The following is a 17,362-nucleotide window of genomic DNA, read 5'->3' as shown; positions in this document are numbered from 1 at the left end:
CCGTTCTCTAGGAGACCCCTGACATGGCTGCCAAGACCTGCCTCGTAACCGGCGCCTCATCCGGCATCGGCCACGCCACCGCACTCGAGCTCCTGCACGCAGGACACATCGTGTACGGCGCGGCGCGGCGGGTCCACATGATGGGGGCGATACGCGAAGCGGGAGGTCATGCCCTCCCGATGGACGTGACCAAGGAGGATGCCCTCCAGCGGGTCGTCCGTACCATCCTGGACGAGCACCAGCGGATCGACGTCCTGGTGAACAACGCGGGAGCCGTCCTGCACGGCGCCGTCGAGGACACGCCGCTGGCGATGGCGCGGGACGAGTTCGAGGTCAACCTGTTCGCGCCGGCCCGGCTGATCCAGCTCGTCCTGCCGCAGATGCGCCGGCAGGGATCCGGCACGATCGTCAACGTGTCGTCGATCGGCGGCGAGCTCGCCTTTCCGCTCGGCGCCTGGTACTACGCCTCCAAGCACGCCCTTGAGGCGTTCTCCGACACGCTGCGCAGGGAGACCAGGCAGTTCGGCATCGACGTCGTCGTCATCCAGCCCGGCATCATCAGGACCGACTTCGAGGCCGGGACCGCACGGCAACTGCGGGAGATCTCCGGGGACGGGCCGTACGGGCAGATGGCCGAGGCCATGGCCCGCGCCGCCGAGACGCCGATGGAGGGCGGCCCGGCCTCGGACCCCGGCGTGGTCGCGAGGGTGATCCGGCAGGCGGTCGAGTCGGACCTGCCGGAGACCCGCTACGTCGTCGGCTGGCAGGCCGAAGCCCTCCTGCAGCTCAGCAGGTCCCTTTCCGACCGCGAGTTCGACGCCCGGATCGCCGGCCTCGCATGAGCACCAGCGATTCGGAGCAACCCATGACCTCTGCCATCGCCGTTTCCGGGCTCGTCAAGGCGTACGGGCCGGCACGCGCCCTCGACGGGCTCGACCTCACCGTGAACACCGGAGAGGTGCACGGCTTCCTCGGCCCGAACGGGGCGGGAAAGAGCACCACCATCCGCGTCCTGCTCGGCATGGTACGGGCCACCTCCGGCAGCGCCAGGTTGCTGGGCGGCGACCCCTGGGCCGACGCCGTCGCGCTGCACCGGCGGCTGGCGTACGTGCCGGGTGACGTCGAGCTCTGGCCCAACCTCACCGGAGGCGAGGCCATCGACGTGCTCGGCCGGCTGCGCGGCGGGCTCGACGGCAGGCGCAGGAACGAGCTGATCGAGCGGTTCGAGCTCGACCCGAGGAAGAAGGCGCGGACGTACTCCAAGGGAAACCGCCAGAAGGTCGCGCTTGTCGCCGCCCTCTCCGCCGACGTGGAGCTGCTCATCCTCGACGAGCCCACGAGCGGGCTGGACCCGCTCATGGAGGCGGTGTTCCAGCAGGTCGTCGGCGAGGCGAAAGCCGCCGGCCGGACGATCCTGCTCTCCAGCCACATACTCTCCGAGGTCGAAACCCTCGCCGACCGGATCACCATCATCCGGGACGGAAAGGCCGTGGAGTCGGGGACGCTGGCGCAGCTGCGGCACCTGACCCGGACGACGGTCGCGGCCGACACCGCCACCCCGGTCACCGGCCTCGAGCGGCTGCCCGGCATCCACGACGCGAAGGTCGAGGGCGCGAGCGTGCGGTTCGGCGTGGACGCCGAACACCTCGACGCCGCCATCAGGCACCTCACCAGGTTCGGCATCACCTCGCTGGTCAGCCATCCGCCGACGCTCGAGGAGCTCATGCTCCGGCACTACGAGCGCAAGGAGGCGGCATGACCGCCACGCTCACCCCGGCGCGCAGCCGTACCGGATCGAGAGCGGAGAGCGGCCAGTTGACCGGCACCGTCGCCATGGTACGGCTGGCGCTGCGCCGCGACCGGATCAAGCTGCCCATCTGGCTGATCGCCATCACGGCCCTCGTCCCACGCTTCTACTACGCGGCCGTGTCGGCGGTCGTCCCGACGCCGGAGGCCTTGGCGAACGCCTCGCAGATGATCCGGGCCTCGTTCATGCGGGTGCTCGCCGGGCCGCTCTTCGGCGACGTCACCACGCGGAGCTACTTCCTCGCCGCCTACTGGGTCGAGTTCCTGCTGGCCGCCGCGATCATGAACATGTTGCTCGTCACCCGGCACACCCGTGCGGAGGAGCAGACAGGCCGGGCCGAACTCATCCGGGCGGCCGCCGTGGGCCGGCAGGCCCAGCTCGCGGCCGCGCTGATCGTCTCCCTGATCGGCAACGCCGTGCTCGCGCTCCTCACCGCCGCCGCGACGATCAGCATCGGGTTCCCCGTCGGCAGCGGGCTGCTCTTCGGTGCCTCGCTCGCCGCGGCCGGGCTGGTGTTCGCGGGGGTCACCGCGGTCACCGCCCAGGTCACCGAGCTCACCAGAGGGGCCGGCGGCCTCGCGGGCATCGTGCTCGTCGCGGCGTGGCTGCTCCGCGGCGCGGGAGCGATGCAGGGTCAGGAGGGCGGTCCGCTGTTCTGGCTCTCCCCGATCGGCTGGTCACAGCAGACCCGGGTGCTGGCCGGCGAGCGCTGGTGGCCGCTCGGCCTCTCCGCTGTGCTCGCCGGGCTGCTGATCGCGGGCGCGTACTCCCTGGCGAGCCGGAGGGATCTCGGCGCCTCCCTGGTGACCCCGCGCCCCGGCCCGGCCTCGGCGCCTTCCTGGCTGCGCTCGCCGTTCGCGCTCGCGCTGCGACTCCAGCAGGGGTCCATCGTCGGGTGGGGAGCCGCGTTCCTCGCCATCGGCCTCGTCCTGGGGGCCATGACCGGCGGGATGGAGCAGACCGATCTCCCCATCTTCTCCGCCGACGCGGACTTCGGGCGAGCCTGGATCAGCCTCATGGTGTTCACCGGCTCCCTCTACACCGGCGTCTTCGCGGTCCTCGCGGTCATCCGGCTCCGGACGGAGGAGGTACGCGGCCGTGTCGCTCCCGTCCTGGCCGGGCCGACCGGCAGATCGACGTGGTACTGGTCGTCCCTGCTGGTCACCGCGCTCGCCGTGGCCGCACTACTGGCGGTGTACGGCGCCGCGCTCGGCGCCGGCGCCGCCCTGTCGACCGGCGATCCCGGCTTCGTGGGCGAGGTCACCCGAGCGAGCCTGCTCCGCGTCCCGGAGGCGCTGGTGCTGCTCGCCCTCCCCGCCGCGCTGCTCGGGCTCGCCCCGCGGGCCATGAGCGTGGCCTGGGCCGTGCTCGTGTACAGCGGGTTCATCCAGATCCTGGCGCCCAACCTGGGCCTCCCGGGATGGCTGACGAACACGTCGGTGCTGTCCCACATCCCCTGGCACCCGCTGGGCTCCTTCGCCCCTGTCGCCACGGTGGTGCTGACCGTACTCGCCGCCGTGCTGGCGACCCTCGGTCTGTACGGCCTGCGCCGCCGCGATCTCGTCACGGGCTAGTTCGTGAATATCGTGGCCAGGTGGACCGTATTGAGACCCCTGTGCTCGTCCTCCTCCCGTTGCGCCCGGAGCACGCCGGCGAGATGGCCGTCGTGCTCTCCGACCCCGGCCTGCACACGTTCACCGGCGGGGCCCCGCTCACCGAGGAGGAGCTGCGCGCCCGCTACGAGCGGCTGGCCGCCGGCCCGCCCGGCTGGCGCAACTGGGTGCTCCGGTGGCGGGAGGAGGAGCGCCTGGTCGGGTACGTGCAGGCGACGATCGAGGGCGGCACCGCCGAGATCGCCTGGGTGATCGGGACGCCCTGGCAGGGCCGCGGGCTGGCCACCGCGGCCGCCAAGGCTCTGGTCATCCACCTCGCGGACGAGGGGATCGGCACGGTCGTCGCGCACATCCACCCTGACCACGCGGCCTCGGCCGCGGTGGCCACCGCCGCCGGCCTGCGCCCCACCGACCGGTGGCATGACGGGGAGGTCCGCTGGGAGCTCAAGATCCCCTACGCTTAGGGGCTCCTGAGTTGACGTCCTCGACGACAAGGTGCTGCATCGTGGTCACGCACGAAGAGATGGTCGAAGCGTTCGGTGCCGAGGGCCTGCTGCTGATGGACGCGGAGCGGTGCCGGGAGCAGGGCCTGTCGGAGGCGGACGCGCGGATCCTGTCCGAGGTCGGGCTGCCGGTACGGTCGGATCTGGCCTTCACCACCTTCATCGCCGCCGAACCCCGGGTGGGCTCCCTGGTCGTCTTCAGGACTAGCCACGGCGATGTCAACGTCCTCACGCTCGGCGGGACCTCCGGCGACTCGGGCATGCGCTACTTCCTCGACATCCGGAACGGCGTCGTCGGGCTGCTCTCGATGGACGAGGAGCCGCAGGCGGAGAAGGTCAACAGCTCCCTGGAGCAGTTCGTCGAGTTCCTCTACCGGCTCAGGCTGCGCCAGCAGGCTCTGAACGGCGACTCTCCGGAGGCCGGTCAGAGCTACACGGAGGACCTGTGGCTCTCGCTGAAGGAGCTGGATCCGGATGCGTTCAGCGAGGCCGAGGCCTGGTGGTCCATGGTGATGGACACCTTGATGAGCCGGAGCCACATCGCCGAGACGCGGGCGTTCCTCGAACAGCGCCGCGCGGAGGTCGCCGACACGCTGGCGGACGCGCTCCAAGCGGCCTCCCCGCAGCGGTCGCAGCGAGACCGTTTCGACCAGGCTCTCAGCCGACTGGAGCACGAGGGCTGGCAGATCGTCAACGCCAAACTCTTCGCCTCCGACACCGAGACCAGCGGCCTGCTGAGCCCGGCCGACGACCTGGACGGCTACTTCGCCCCCGACGGCGCGCTGGTCAGGGACGTGCCCATCGCGTGGCGGGGCGGGCTGTCCTCCAACATCCAGGCGTCGTTCGCCCGGGAGGGCCTGGTGGTCTCCGTCCCCGGGCAGGCGGACCGCGAGGACTACGACGCGCTGCTGGATCTGGACGCCGAGGAGCTGGGCAGGCAGGCCGACGCCGCGATGGACGCGCTCTTCGCCGCGGTCCACGGCCTGAACAAGCGGGAGGAGGGCGTCGTGACCTGCCTGGCCGGCGACCGCTCGTCCGACCTGTGCCGGATCGTACGGGCATTCGACCGGCTCGCGGTGCGCGGCTACGTCGCCGAGCCGGACCTCTGGCCGACCGCCTCGGGAGCCTGGGAGCAGGTCCACGAGGCGACCCCGGACGGCGAGGAGCCCAAGGCCGTCTTCTGGACCACCCAGTCGCACACGTCCTGCTTCGACGCCTACGGCGACCTGGTGGACGAGCTGGCGCTGCAATGGGCCGGCGACCGGGACCTGATCGCTGAAGCGCTGGCCGGCACCGGACTCGTGGTGGAGACCCCGCCGCACGACGGGGTCGCGTTCCTCCTCCGCCCCGCCCCGAAGCCGGAATAGGACATTTCGAAGATTGTGGATTTGAGCTCGACTCCCGTGTCGGGCTCGATACCGTGCTGCCGGTGAAGATCCAGAAGGTAGGGACCAGACATGTCCTCGTCGCCGGGACGGCGATGATCACGGCTCTCGCGGGGATGACCGGCCCGGCCCGCGCGGCGGAGAACTACGGCCAGTACTCCCTGTTCGCGGAGCGCAGTGCCGGGCAGTACTGGGCCGACGGGCAGGCGGGCGGGCAGTGGGCGTGGAAGCCGCTGTCGTCCACGACATCGGAGATCAGCTGGGGCGACCCGAAGGCATGGCCGCCGGATTACGCGGAGAAGTTCGTCCACGACAGTGGCTGGCTGATGCTGGACGGGTGGCGGGGCAACGGCACCTACTACACGGTCAGGGTCACCCAGGAGCAGATCGGCGACGCGAAGTGCGGCAACCTCCGTACGTTCGCCACCTCCGGACAGCAGCACTACGTGAAGTGGGACATCCCCGCGCAGGGCTACTGCCTGAAGGCGTGGGGGACGATCACCGAGCAGTCGTCGGGCAAGGTCGTCGACTTCGGCCACACCCAGATCTGGTCGCCGCCCGCGCCCTGCTCCAACCGGTATCTCGGTGGGCAGACCTGCGTCAAGCAGTGGGAATCCTGGTGGGACAACCAAGGCGAGCCGGGCAAGCCGATCACCAGGAAGCTGGAGCGTGACCAGTACATCGCCCGCGGACTCGGCATGGCGTTCAAGATCCAGCAGTATTTCCCCAAGGACTGGCTGGCGGAGGCCCGCTCGTACTGGCACTGGTGACGTCTTCGTCCACAGGCTGTGGGTGCCGGTTTGGGGATCAGTGCACGGAGCGTTCCCGGGTGATGCCGGGAGTCCGTCAGGCCCGGTTTTTACGGCATCTGCCGGGGTTGGAGCCTCGTTGGGCCATCGGCGACCGGGCGTCGGGCGACGCGGATGCGGGCCGCGTGCGGGTGAAGTTATCCACAGGGCGGCCCGGTTATCCACAGTTGTGGAGTCCGCGACCGCCGGCGGGCGGTGGCCTGCGCTGAACCCCGGCCGATGACGTCGGGTCAGCCCAGGTCCCGGTTGCGCAGGCGGATCAGTGCCGCGGTGGTGAGCAGCGCGGTCAGCGCCAGGATCACGGCGGGTGGCGTGCCGCTGAACGGCTCCCCCGACACCGTGTTCGGCGTGTAGTGGAACGGCTCGATCCGGCTCCATCCCCACAGCCCGATCAGCGGCCCCAGCAGGTCGCCGACCACGACCACCACACCCCAGACCGCCCACGAGAGCGCCACCGACACCCGCGGCAGCACCGCTACGGCGAAGGCGGCGCACGCCCCGACGAGCCAGGCCGCCGGGACGTGCTCGAGCGCCGCGAGCAGCATCCGGCCCACCGCGGGCTCGTCCATGGAGAGCGTGTGGACCAGCCCGGTGACGAACCCGCCGAGCGCCAGCAGCGCCGCCGTGCCGAGGGCGCCCAGGACCAGGTGCGCCGCCGCCCACCGGAGCCGGCCCACCGCGGTGGACAGCAGGGCCTCGGCGTGGCCGGAGTGCTCCTCCTGGTGCAGCCTGAGCGTGGCGAGCACGGGATAGAGCGCGACCGTGTACGCCAGCAGGAGCACGATGATCCACAGGTACGCGTCCACCGGATCGCCCGACGGCCCTCCGTACCGCTGGAGGAACGCCTCCAGCACCCGACCGGGCTGCTGCGCGAGGCGGGGCGCGACGCCGCTGAGGCCGGCGAAGAGCGCCGCGGCCGCCGTCACGCCCGCGGCCCACTTCGCCAGCAGGCCGCGCTGCAACCGCCAGGCCAGGCTGAACGGCCCCTTCAGGCACGGCCCCGTGGCAGGTCCCGGGCGTACGGGGAGCAGGCCGGAGTCGAGGTCGCGACGCGCGGACAGCCCGTACGCGAGCACCAGCAGGAGACCGGTCGCCACCAGCGACACGATCAGCACCCACCACCGGTCCGCCGCGTACGGCCGCACCAGGTGGCTCCAGCCGAGCGGCGACACCCACGTCAGCAAGCTCACGCCGGAGGCGTCACCGGCATAGCGCAGCACGTAGGACCCGCCCAGCACGAGCAGCCCGAGCGTGGTCGCGGACCGCGCCGTCCGCACGAGCTGCGCGACCACCGCGCCCACCGCGGCGAAGACCCAGCCCGCCGCCGTGATCGCGGCCCCGTACGCGAGCGACCCGGCGGCCTCCATGCCGACGGCGATGAGCACGGCCGAGGTGAGCGACCCGGCGAGCAGCGCGGTGACGGCGGCGATGACGAGGGCCGCGGTGAGCGGCGCGGCACGGTGGATCGCGCCGGACAGCATCAGCTCCTGCTGCCCTGACTCCTCCTCCGCCCTGGTGTGCCTGATGACGATGGTCAACGCCATCCAGGCGGTCAGCAGGAAGAGCAGCCCGCCGCTCCGCCAGGCCGCCATCGCGCCGACGGAGGGCTCGGTCACGGGTCCGCCGAGGCCGAGGAAGATCGGGTTGGTGGAGATCACCCGCGCGTACGCGCGCAGCGCCTCCGGGGTGGTGAAATAGCCCTGGATGTAGGAGACCAGGCCGGCGCCGAGCATGACGACGGTGAGGATCCAGGCGGCCGAGCGCACGCGTTCCCCGCGCATCGCCAGCTTGAGCAGCAGCGTCATCGCGCGGCCTCCTGGTAGTGCCGCAGGAACAGCTCTTCCAGGCTCGGCGGCCTGCAGGTCAGGCCGCGCACGCCGATGGCAGACAGCCGGGCGAGCAGCCCGTCGAGCGCGTCCGGGTCGGCCTGGCAGGTGAGGCGGCCGTTCTCGACCAGCACGTTGTGCACGCCCGGGAGGTCGCCGAGAGAGCCGGGACGGCCCGCCAGGTCGGCGGTGATCGAGGTCCGGGTGAGGTGGCGCAGGTCGGAGAGGGTGCCCGACTCCACGGCGCGCCCCGAGCGGACGATGGTGACCCGGTCGCACAGGGCCTCGACCTCGGAGAGCAGGTGGCTGGAGAGCAGCACCGTGCGGCCCGCCCGCTTCTCCTCCGCCACGCTCGTGGTGAAGGCCGCCTCCATCAGCGGGTCGAGGCCCGAGGTCGGCTCGTCGAGGATGAGCAGCTCGGCCCGTGAGGAGAGCGCGGCGACCAGCGCGACCTTCTGGCGGTTGCCCTTGGAGTACGTGCGGCTCCTCTTACGCGGGTCGAGCTCGAACCGGTCCATCAGCTCGGCGCGGCGCCGCTGGTCGAGCCCGCCTCTGGCGCGCCCGAGCAGGTCGATCACCTCGCCTCCGGTGAGCGTGGGCCACAGGGTCACGTCGCCCGGCACGTACGCCAGGCGCCGGTGCAGCTCGGTGGCCTGCCGCCACGGATCGCCGCCGAGCAGCCTGACCGTGCCGGAGGTGGCCCGGATCAGGCCCAGGAGGATGCGGATGGTCGTGGATTTTCCCGCGCCGTTCGGGCCGAGGAAGCCGTGCACCTCGCCGGCACGTACGGACAGGTCGAGCCCGTCGAGTGCGCGGGTCGCGCCGTACGACTTCGTGAGTGCGGCGACCGAGATCAAGTCGTCCATGGGGATTCCTTGTGAGAAGGCATGGCGGGGTCGCGGCGTGGCGCAGAGGCCCGCCGCGTCCGCTCAGGGTGTCAGCCGGAGGCCTGGTCGAGGACCTTGGCGAGAGAGGCGATGGCCTCCCGGGCCGACTCGATGCGCCTGGCCTGCGCCTCGTCGGTCCAGCCGAGCCGCAGGCCCTCCGCCGCCAGCTCGTCGAACGCGGTGAACGCGGCGAGCTTCTGCCGGATGACCTTGGACCAGGCGTCGTCCTCTATCTGGTAGTAGACGTTCCGCTCCCCGGGCTTGCGGAAGCGCCGGATCAGCTTGACGGACGTCAGGAGGTGCATGTTCGTCGTCAGCGACGCGCGGCTCGCGCCGATGGCCTCGGCGATGTCGCTCGCGGTCTGCTCCGGCGGGTCGCAGGCCATGAGCCAGCCCAGGACGCGGCCGGTGATCGGGGCGAGTCCCCACTCCTGGGAGACGAACGCCGCCACCCGCTCGACCCACGCGAGCACCTGCTCGCGGTCGGGGCCGTCCTGCGCCGTCATGCCGTCATCCTAACGTTCAGCCTTTTAGCCAGTAATTTCAGAATAGACTGAAATAACTGGCATCGCAAGAGCGGCGCTCCCGCCAGCGGTCTCGCCTCACCGGGTCATTCGCCTGACGAGCTGCGCCTCCGCTCCCTCGTCCCCGGGCAGGCCCCGGCCGGCGAGCCCGTCCCTGATCCGCTCGCGGAACTCGACCGGCCGATGGTCGTCGTACTTGAACTTGGCCCGCACGTCCACCACCTCCAGCCGTAGCCCCCGGATCGCCGAGAGCATCTTGCGGTACGGCCCCGCGTCCGCGGCCATCTCGCCGTACCCCCCGTCGGGCTGGTGGTGGGCCAGCTGGCGGCGGAGGATGTCGGCCTTGCCCTCCCCGTCGTCCACGATCCGCGCCCGGCAGGTGAGCTGCACCGAGGCGTAGTAGCTGGTCGGCACGCCGTCGTCGGGAGAGTCGGAGCGCCAGGTGGAGGGGATGTAGGCGTAGTCGTCGTGCACGCTCACCACCGTCACCGGGTTGGCCTCCAGCGCCGCCCAGATCGGGTTGGGCCTGGCCAGGTGGAGCACCACCTCCTGGTCGCCGTCGAACAGGAAATGCGTCGGCACCACGACCGGCGGTCCACCGTCCACGCCGTTGGCGGCGAGCTGGCCGAAGTCGCGTGTACGCAGCCAGGCCCGCCATTCGTCGGTGTCGCGCGCCGCGTCCCAAGGATGAATGAGCACCCGTACCTCTTTGTATTAGTACATAATGGATTTTGTGCCAGAAAAATACCTGATCAGCGGTGGGACGGCCAGCGAGATAGCGGCAGGGGTCGAGCTCGCCGTGTCCGAGGGGCGGCTGCCACCAGGCGCGATGCTTCCCCCGGTGCGTGAGGTGGCCGCCGGTGCCGGGGTCAGCCCCGGTACGGCGGCGGCCGCGTACCGGTTGCTGCGCGAGCGAGGCGTCATCGAGACCGCCGGGCGGCGGGGCACCCGGGTCAGGCCGCGCCCGGCCAGCACGTTCCGGGAGGAGATCCGCATCGAGGTGCCCCCGGGCGTGCGCGACCTGTCCAAGGGCAACCCCGACCCCGCCCTCCTGCCGCCGCTGGGCGACGCCCTCGCCGCCGCGGCCCGCGCGCACGAGGAGCGGCCCGCCATGTACGGCACGGGCGACGACGAGGAACTGCTCGCCCTGGCCGGGGAGCGCATGCGCGCGGACGGCATCCCGGCCGCGCCGGTGGCCGTCACCTCGGGCACCCTCGACGCGGTCGAACGCGTGCTGGCCACCTACCTGCGCCCCGGCGACCCGGTGGCCGTGGAGGATCCGGGCTGGACGGCCCTGCTCGACCTGGTCGCCATCATGGGGTTGCGTCCCGTGCCGATGCGCCTCGACGACGAGGGTCCCTTGCCCGCGGAGCTCGGCCGGGCCCTGCGCACGGGCGTCCGCGCCGTGGTGATCACGGCCCGCGCCCAGAACCCGACCGGCGCCGCCGTCTCAGGCGAACGCGCCCATGCCCTGCGCGAGCTGCTCTCGGCCCACCCGGACGTGCTGCTCGTCGAGGACGACCACGGCTCCGGCTTCGTGGACCTCCCGTTGCACCCGCTGGCGGGCGCCACGCAGCGCTGGGTGGTCACGCGCTCGACGGCCAAGGCGTTCGGCCCCGATCTCCGCGTCGCCCTGATCACCGGCGACCCGGTCACGCTCAACCGCCTGCGCGGCCGCCAGCGGCTCGCCGCGGGCTGGGTCAGCCATCTGCTGCAGCGTGCCGTCGCGTACCTCTGGAAGACGGGTGCGGTGGACACGGCGGCGGTGGCGGCCTCGTACGCGCGGCGCCGGGACGGCCTGGTGACGGCGCTCGCCGGCCGCGGCATCCGCGCGCACGGGCGCAGCGGGCTCAACGTGTGGATCCCCGTCGCGGACGAGGCCACCGCGATCACCCGCCTGCTGGCCCGCGGCTGGGCGGCCGCGCCCGGCGCGCGCAACCGCATCGGCACCCCACCCGCGCTCCGCGTCACCGTCGCGCTCCTGCGGGCCGACGAGGTGGACCAGCTCGCCGACGCCCTCGCCGAGGCCGTCCGCCCAGGCCCGCGCGGCGGCCCGTACGGCTGACGACGTGGCCTCAGGCGTCGCCCGGGTTCAGGCGGCGGCCCGTACGGCTGACCGGCATGGCCTCAGGCGTCGCCTGACGGGGCAGGGATCGGGATGCCGGCCTCGGTGCGGTCGGCGTCCACCACATCACCCAGCAGGGCGGTGACGGCGGCGGCGAGGTCGCGCAGCGCGGCGTCTGAGGGGGTCGCCTCGCTCTCGAACGCCCGCGACACCGTGCCGGCGAGCAGGTCGGCCCGCTGCTCGCGCCCGTCCTCAGGGGCGCCGCCCTCCGCCCGCAGGAAACCCTCGAAGGTCGCCTGGTAGGCGTAGCCGAGCTGGTCCAGGTCCAGGTCGTCGCGGAGCAGCCCGTGCTCGGCGAGCAGCTCCAGGTAGCCGCGCGCCATCTTGGCGTGCCGCTCCTCGCGCTCGGGGGAGCCGGTGAGCTTGCCCAGCAGCTCGGCGTCGGCGAGGAGGAAGCCCAGCAGCAGCGGCCTGGAGGTGATGGCCAGGAAGTAGGCGCGGGCGAAGCGGTGCAGCCGGCACGCCTGCGGGTCGTCCGCCAGCACCTGCCGTGCCTGATCGATCGCCGAGCCGACCTCGCGCGTGAGAACGGCCCCGAACAACTGCTCGCGCGTCTTCCAGTGCAGGTAGACGGTCCCCTTGCCGATGCCGGCCCGGGCGGCCACGTCGTCGATCGTCACCCGCCGGTAGCCGTGGAGCAGGAGCAGGTCGGCGGCCACGTCGAGGATCCGCTTCGCGCGTTCGGCCCGCTGGCGCGGGTCCCGGAGTCGTTCGCTCACGCCGTCATTATGGCACATAATAAGTAGTTGACGAATTTTCATATTCAGTCATAAGTTGATGGCCGTCACCAGACGAGAGCAGCACGAGTGTCGCGCTCCAGCGGCAGCCCGGTCGACGTGCGCGGCCTGGCCGTCGAGGTGGCCGAGCGCATGGGGGTGCTGGGCAGGCTGCGCGCCGCCGCCACCACCGCGACCGGCATGGCCTTCGTCGACGACGCGGGCCGGCGGGTGGGCGGCGTCAACACCCGGGCCATGCAGCGGGCCGGCGGCAGCCGCGAGGTCGAGGTGACGCGCACCGACCTGGCGGCCATCCTGTACGAGGCCGGCCGCGACTCGGTCGAGTACCTGTTCGGCGACACCATGACCGCCCTCCGCCAGGACGGGACCGGCGTCGAGGTCACCTTCGACAAGGCCGCGCCCCGCCGGTTCGACCTGGTGATCGGCGCCGACGGGCTGCACTCGATGACGCGCCGCCTGGCCTTCGGCCCCGAGAGCGCCTTCGTCCGCCACATGGGCCTCTACGTCGCCACCATGCCGCTGGACGGCCCGGCCGAGCGGCAGAGCGAGCTGGTCATCCACAACTCTCCCGGCCGCATGGTCGCCATCCACCCGGTCCGTGGCCGCGCCCTGGCCGCCTTCATCTTCCGCGCCCCGGCCGTCGACGGCCTCCACCATCGTCGCCGCCGCCTGATCCCGGCTCGCGGATCTTAGATCGGTGTTATGCCCTTCCTTTTATGGTGACGCCCGAGGAGATTCCGGGAGGTGCCCATGTCACAGCGGAAGGTGAAGCGTAGGCGCGCCGCCCTGCGGCGCGAAGAAGCGGTGCGGCAGGAGCGCCGCAGGCGTCTGAGACGAAGGCTCGGGTACGGCTCCGCCGCCGTCGTGACGGTGGTGGCCGCCGTGACCGGTGGGCTGGTGCTCACCTCCGTCGACACGCCGAACAAGGCCTCGCCGGCCGCGACCGTCTCGATCACTCCCACCTCGCCCGCCCCTACCTCGTCCGCCACGGCCTCGCCTACCGCCACCTCGTCGCCCAAGGCGACGACGTCCAAGCGGTGAGTCATCCGGCGGCGTTCACCTTGCGGTTCCGGTGGGGGCCTCGACGAGTGCGGCCAGGTTCGCCAGTGCCATCCGGGTGCCCGTCTCGTTGTCGGCGGCGGGCACCACGTCGGGGATCCCGTCGTGCACGATGACGACCTCGGTGCCCTCGCCGGCGTCGGTGAGCGTCGTCGTCATCGTCATGGTCCCGCCCAGCGCGGGATCCGCCGTCTCGAACTCGAACACCTCGACGACCCGCTCGTCCGGAACGAGCTCCGCGAAGTGGCCGTGGTACGTGTCGGTGTGCGATCCCGACTTGCCGGCCGGTCCCGGCGCGTCGTAGGTGAGCGAGACCCGGAACGAGCCGCCTTCGCGAGCGTCGAACTCGTGGACCTGGCTGCTCATACCCGCCGGCACCCGCCATTTCGCGATCGCGTCCGCGTCCACGAGCGCCTGGTAGACGTCTGAACGCGGCGCGTTCACGTACTGAGAGACCCGTGTCGAGTACATGTGGCCGACATTACCGGCGAATCGCTGGCACGCCCCGCCCCAAGCCCGCCGCTTCAGCCGTTCGGCGGAAGGGGGATCTGTACGATGACAGCCGATGCCGAAAATTCGGGAATTGTCGGAATATGCGGCGGCGATCGCGCCCGTCATCGACGCGGCCCACGTCAACGTGCATGCCTCGGCTCGCAGGGCGGTCACCGAGCTGTCCGAGACCTCCGGCGTAAGCCCGGGATTGCTGAACGACCTGCGGTTCACTCTGCCGCTCCGCTCTCTGACCCGGACCGACCTCGGCACGATCTACCGGTACGGGGACGCCGACGGGCGCGAGTCCGGCATCCAGGAGCACCTCCGCGAGGGCACCCTGGCCGATGACGGCGACGGGACGCTGCGGGCGACGACGGCGGGACTGGAGTTCATCCGGCGCCTGTACGAGGTGCACGGCGCCGTGGCCGAGCGGATCTGGGCCGGGCGCGACCTTCCCGCGCTGGCCGGGCTCGCGGGCCGCGTCCTTGATCATGCCGAACGCGTGCCAGGAGGCGCCCTGGCGCTGATGGCGCCGCCCTACGAGCCCGCCGGAGCCGCCCCCGGTGTGCTGCTGTTCAACCGGCTCGCCGTGCTCCGGTACCACCGCGCCGACACGCATGCCGCGGCCTGGCAGGCGGAGGGCCTGTCCGCGGCCGAGATCGTCGGCCTGCGGGACGGGCCCGTCCGTGCCCGGATCGAGGCGGCGACCAACCTGCGGGCCGCCGCGCCGTACGAGATCCTCTCCGAGGACGAGCGGCAGACCCTGTACGACGGCCTGCTCAAGCTCATCTAAAGCGAGGCCAGGAGCCGGCCCACCTGCGTGCGGTCGTTCACGCCCAGCTTGTCGTACGCCGCCTGCAGGTGATTGGCCGCCGTGCGCGTGGACAGCGTCAGCCGGTCGGCGATCTGCCGGTTCGTCAGGCCGGCCGCCGCGAGCTGCAGGATCTCCCGCTGGCGTGGCGTGAGCTCGGGCGTGGCCAGCTCCACCAGCGCCGGGGTCGTCACGCCCGGACAGCGCTTGGCCAGCGCCCACGCCCTGGTCCGCGCGCCCCTGGCCAGGGTGGCGCGGCCCTCGTCGAGGCAGGCCGCCGCCTCCTGCGCCGTGGCCTCGGCCGCGTACAGCAGCATCCCCGACCGCTCGAACTCCGCGGCCACCGCCCGCAGCGAGGCCGGGTCGCCGACGGCCCGCGCGTGCCTGGCCAGGAGAGCGGCCAAGGGCCCGTCAACCCGCTCCGCCGACGAGGCCAGCCGGTCCGCCGCCGGAGCTCCCAGCCGCACCAGGTCGTGCAGCGCGAACATCAGGCTCCCGTACAGCTCGTGCCGTTCCGCGTGATCCGCGGCGTCCAGGCAGAGCCGTACCGCCCCGTCCAGGTCGCCGTCCGCCGCGGCCACCCACACCGCGGCCTGCATCGCGTGCTGCCGGGTGAACGCCCACCTGGACGCCGCCGCCGACGCCTCCGCCAGCACCTCCCGAGCCTGGGCCGTCCGGCCCAGCAGCGCCAGCGCGTGCGCCTGCTCGGCCAGCACCCGCCCCAGGTACGGCTCCCGAGCGGGCATCCTGGCCAGGTCGTCCCCGCACCAGCGCAGCGCGCCCGCGACATCGCCGCGCAACCGGGCGACCATCGCCCGGTAGGCCGCGAACCCCGACACCGACAGCTCCGCCGCAGGCAGCGCCATCCCCTTCGCCGCGCTCCTGGCCGCCGCCTCCAGCCGCCCGGAGAACGCCTGCGCGGCACAGAGCGCGTCCAGGAAGCTCGGCAGCGCGTGCGGCGCCTCGTCCCGCCAGCTCTCCAGCCCGCCCAGCGTCCGATCGGCGATGGCCAGGGCCTGCTCGGCACGCCCCGAGTACGCCGCGACCCACGCCTCCATGGACGCCGCGTGCGCCTCGGCGCGCACCGTCATCGGCCCGAACGTACGGGATCGCGCCAGCGACCGCGCCGCCCCGGTCAGCCGGCCGGCGAAACAGTCGGCCACGGCCCGGTACACGTGGGCCTCCTGGAGCCAGGCAGGCTCGGCCAGCGTGCGCGCGGCCGCGTCGAGCACCTCGCACGCCTCGGCGTCCGCGCCCGCCCACGCCAGATTGATCCCCAGGCTGAAGGCGTGCTGGGCACGATCGGGCTCGGTGACCGCGTCGCGTGCCGCCTGCCGCAGCGTCGCCAGCGCCGAGTCCGCGTCGCCCAGCACCATGAGCACCTCGCCGAGCAGCGCGACCGCGGCCACGCCCGCCCCCGCATCGATCGCGGCCCGCGCCAGGCGTTCGGCCAGCCGGGGGTCCTGCCTGCCCCAGGCCAGCCGGGCGGCCGAGGCCAGCGTCTCCGGGGCGGTGGCCGAACCGCTGTCCAGCCGCCACACGGCCGCCCGCAGCTCGTCCTCGCGCCGCCGCAGCCCGCTGGCCTCCAGCGCGTCGGCCAGCATGCGCAGCCGCCGCCGCGTCCGCAACGTGCCGCAGCCGCCGCGTACCACCTCGCCGTAGAGAGGGTGGCCGAGCCGCAGCTGCTCGCGCCTGCCGTCGTCCACCGCGACGATCAGGCCGCGGTCCTCGACCCGCTCGACCGCCCGGAACGAGGTCAGCGACGCCAGCAGCTCCGTGCCCAGCGGCTCCCCGAACGCCACCAGCTCCAGCACCTCGCGCTCTTCCTCGTCGAGATGGCCGATCCGCTCGCCCACCAGCTCGCGCAGCCGGGTCGTCATCGACAGCTCGCCCCGCCAGCGCCACTGGCCGTCCCGTTCGGCCAGGCAGCCACTGCCCAGCCCCGCCTGCACGACCTCGCGCAGGTAGAGCACGTTGCCCTCGCTGACCCGCGCGAGATGGCGTACGGTCTCCGCGGCCACCTCGCCGCCGAGCGCGCCCGCGAGCACCTGCCCGACCTCGTCCCCGGTCAGCGGCGGCAGCTCGATCCTGTCGAGCAGCTCGTCCTTCCACAGCGCGGCCACGGGGGCCGGCTGCGGCTCGCCGGAACGGACGGTCACCACGACGCGTGCCGTGCCGCTCTCCACCAGGTAGTGCACCAGCGCCGCCGAGGCCGGGTCCAGCCGGTGCGCGTCGTCCACGCTCACCAGCAGCTCGCTCCGCCCCGCGCGCTCGCGCAGGTGGCGGGCCGCCCAGTGCAGCAGGTTCTCGTCACCCTGCGGCGGCCCCGTCAGCACGTGCGCGAACGCGCCGAACGGGATCATCGACGCGGTCTCCGTGCCCAGCGCCCGCACCACCGCGTACCCCGGCATATCGGCCAGCGCCTCCACCGCCAGCCTGCTCTTACCGACCCCGGCCGCGCCGGCGATCATCACGCCGGCTCCTGACCGCACCGCCTTACGCACGGCCGCCAGCGGCCCCCCTCGCCCGACGAACGGCCAACCGCTCCCCTGCTCGCTCATCGCGCCTCCTCTCGACACCCATGGTGGTGACGGAGGTTTGGGGAAGGTTCAGGCCAGATCCCGCTTCAACCCGGCGGCGGCATTCAGCAGCTCCATGAGCGCGTCCGCGCCGACGAACGGCACCGCCTCGCCCCCCACCTCTTCGAGCAGCCCGCGGAGCTGGCCGCCGGATTGCTCGGGCTCGACCAGCCGGACGATGACCGTTCTCATCTGAAAACCATCT

18 protein-coding genes are annotated in these 17,362 nt (G+C 72.5%); 10 read left to right on the top strand and 8 right to left on the bottom strand.

Annotation, left to right across the window (positions count from 1 at the left end; genetic code table 11):
• The first annotated feature begins 23 nt into the window (after positions 1-23).
• From AB0H84_RS35700 to AB0H84_RS35675, 6 genes are all read left to right on the top strand, one after another.
• Complete coding sequence (locus AB0H84_RS35700; protein WP_357614401.1) at positions 24-842, top strand: oxidoreductase; 819 nt, start codon at positions 24-26, stop codon at positions 840-842.
• A gap of 23 nt (positions 843-865) precedes the next feature.
• Positions 866-1,759 carry an ABC transporter ATP-binding protein gene (locus tag AB0H84_RS35695; protein ID WP_357614398.1) on the top strand — a complete coding sequence of 298 codons (894 nt, stop codon included), beginning with the start codon at positions 866-868 and terminating at the stop codon, positions 1,757-1,759.
• Entirely contained in the window at positions 1,756-3,381 is a 1,626-nt protein-coding gene (locus AB0H84_RS35690; protein WP_357614395.1) for a hypothetical protein, read from the top strand. Before AB0H84_RS35695 ends, AB0H84_RS35690 begins: the two co-directional genes overlap by 4 nt.
• Positions 3,382-3,401: 20 nt before the next feature.
• Positions 3,402-3,884, top strand: a complete 483-nt coding sequence (locus AB0H84_RS35685; protein ID WP_357614392.1) for a GNAT family N-acetyltransferase — start codon at positions 3,402-3,404, stop codon at positions 3,882-3,884.
• A gap of 41 nt (positions 3,885-3,925) precedes the next feature.
• Positions 3,926-5,290: an SUKH-4 family immunity protein gene (locus AB0H84_RS35680; RefSeq protein WP_357614389.1), complete on the top strand. Its 1,365-nt coding sequence runs from the start codon at positions 3,926-3,928 to the stop codon at positions 5,288-5,290.
• A gap of 62 nt (positions 5,291-5,352) precedes the next feature.
• Positions 5,353-6,078, top strand: a complete 726-nt coding sequence (locus AB0H84_RS35675; protein WP_357614386.1) for a hypothetical protein — start codon at positions 5,353-5,355, stop codon at positions 6,076-6,078.
• 269 nt (positions 6,079-6,347) lie between these two features.
• Here AB0H84_RS35675 and AB0H84_RS35670 read toward each other — a convergent pair whose 3' ends face one another.
• The 4 genes from AB0H84_RS35670 to AB0H84_RS35655 all read right to left on the bottom strand — a co-directional run bounded on the left by AB0H84_RS35670 (position 6,348) and on the right by AB0H84_RS35655 (position 10,053).
• Positions 6,348-7,922: a polyketide antibiotic transporter gene (locus tag AB0H84_RS35670; protein ID WP_357614383.1), complete on the bottom strand. Its 1,575-nt coding sequence runs from the start codon at positions 7,920-7,922 to the stop codon at positions 6,348-6,350.
• Complete coding sequence (locus AB0H84_RS35665) at positions 7,919-8,809, bottom strand: ABC transporter ATP-binding protein (protein ID WP_357614381.1); 891 nt, start codon at positions 8,807-8,809, stop codon at positions 7,919-7,921. Before AB0H84_RS35665 ends, AB0H84_RS35670 begins: the two co-directional genes overlap by 4 nt.
• 71 nt (positions 8,810-8,880) lie before the next feature.
• Positions 8,881-9,336 carry a transcriptional regulator gene (locus tag AB0H84_RS35660; protein ID WP_357614378.1) on the bottom strand — a complete coding sequence of 152 codons (456 nt, stop codon included), beginning with the start codon at positions 9,334-9,336 and terminating at the stop codon, positions 8,881-8,883.
• Between the two features lie 96 nt (positions 9,337-9,432).
• Positions 9,433-10,053, bottom strand: coding sequence for an FMN-binding negative transcriptional regulator (locus tag AB0H84_RS35655; RefSeq protein ID WP_357614376.1), 621 nt, complete (start codon positions 10,051-10,053; stop codon positions 9,433-9,435).
• Positions 10,054-10,087: 34 nt separating this feature from the next.
• On the opposite strand from AB0H84_RS35655, the gene AB0H84_RS35650 reads away from it, so the two are divergent.
• Complete coding sequence (locus AB0H84_RS35650; RefSeq protein WP_357614373.1) at positions 10,088-11,419, top strand: aminotransferase class I/II-fold pyridoxal phosphate-dependent enzyme; 1,332 nt, start codon at positions 10,088-10,090, stop codon at positions 11,417-11,419.
• A 62-nt stretch (positions 11,420-11,481) separates the two neighbouring features.
• Here AB0H84_RS35650 and AB0H84_RS35645 read toward each other — a convergent pair whose 3' ends face one another.
• Complete coding sequence (locus AB0H84_RS35645) at positions 11,482-12,198, bottom strand: TetR/AcrR family transcriptional regulator (RefSeq protein WP_357614370.1); 717 nt, start codon at positions 12,196-12,198, stop codon at positions 11,482-11,484.
• Between the two features lie 87 nt (positions 12,199-12,285).
• Here AB0H84_RS35645 and AB0H84_RS35640 point away from each other — a divergent pair, with 87 nt between their 5' ends.
• Complete coding sequence (locus AB0H84_RS35640) at positions 12,286-12,909, top strand: FAD-dependent monooxygenase (RefSeq protein ID WP_357614367.1); 624 nt, start codon at positions 12,286-12,288, stop codon at positions 12,907-12,909.
• Positions 12,910-12,966: 57 nt separating this feature from the next.
• On the top strand, positions 12,967-13,257 hold the full coding sequence (locus tag AB0H84_RS35635) for a hypothetical protein (RefSeq protein ID WP_357614364.1): 291 nt from the start codon (positions 12,967-12,969) through the stop codon (positions 13,255-13,257).
• 15 nt (positions 13,258-13,272) lie between these two features.
• Here AB0H84_RS35635 and AB0H84_RS35630 read toward each other — a convergent pair whose 3' ends face one another.
• The gene (locus AB0H84_RS35630) at positions 13,273-13,746 is read right to left on the bottom strand and encodes an SRPBCC domain-containing protein (RefSeq protein WP_357614361.1); all 474 of its coding nucleotides are present in this window, start codon (positions 13,744-13,746) and stop codon (positions 13,273-13,275) included.
• Positions 13,747-13,840: 94 nt separating this feature from the next.
• Here AB0H84_RS35630 and AB0H84_RS35625 point away from each other — a divergent pair, with 94 nt between their 5' ends.
• Positions 13,841-14,560, top strand: a complete 720-nt coding sequence (locus AB0H84_RS35625) for a hypothetical protein (protein WP_357614358.1) — start codon at positions 13,841-13,843, stop codon at positions 14,558-14,560.
• Here AB0H84_RS35625 and AB0H84_RS35620 read toward each other — a convergent pair.
• Both AB0H84_RS35620 and AB0H84_RS35615 read right to left on the bottom strand, forming a co-directional pair.
• Entirely contained in the window at positions 14,557-17,139 is a 2,583-nt protein-coding gene (locus tag AB0H84_RS35620; RefSeq protein ID WP_357614355.1) for a LuxR C-terminal-related transcriptional regulator, read from the bottom strand. The genes AB0H84_RS35625 and AB0H84_RS35620 overlap by 4 nt on opposite strands.
• A gap of 48 nt (positions 17,140-17,187) precedes the next feature.
• Positions 17,188-17,349 carry a hypothetical protein gene (locus tag AB0H84_RS35615; RefSeq protein WP_357614352.1) on the bottom strand — a complete coding sequence of 54 codons (162 nt, stop codon included), beginning with the start codon at positions 17,347-17,349 and terminating at the stop codon, positions 17,188-17,190.
• Positions 17,350-17,362 lie beyond the last annotated feature (13 nt).

Source organism: Nonomuraea sp. NPDC050786, from assembly GCF_040654115.1.
In the GTDB taxonomy this organism is placed as follows: domain Bacteria; phylum Actinomycetota; class Actinomycetes; order Streptosporangiales; family Streptosporangiaceae; genus Nonomuraea.
Note: the sequence above shows the minus strand (reverse complement) of the source record. Positions and strands in the feature narration are given on the sequence as shown.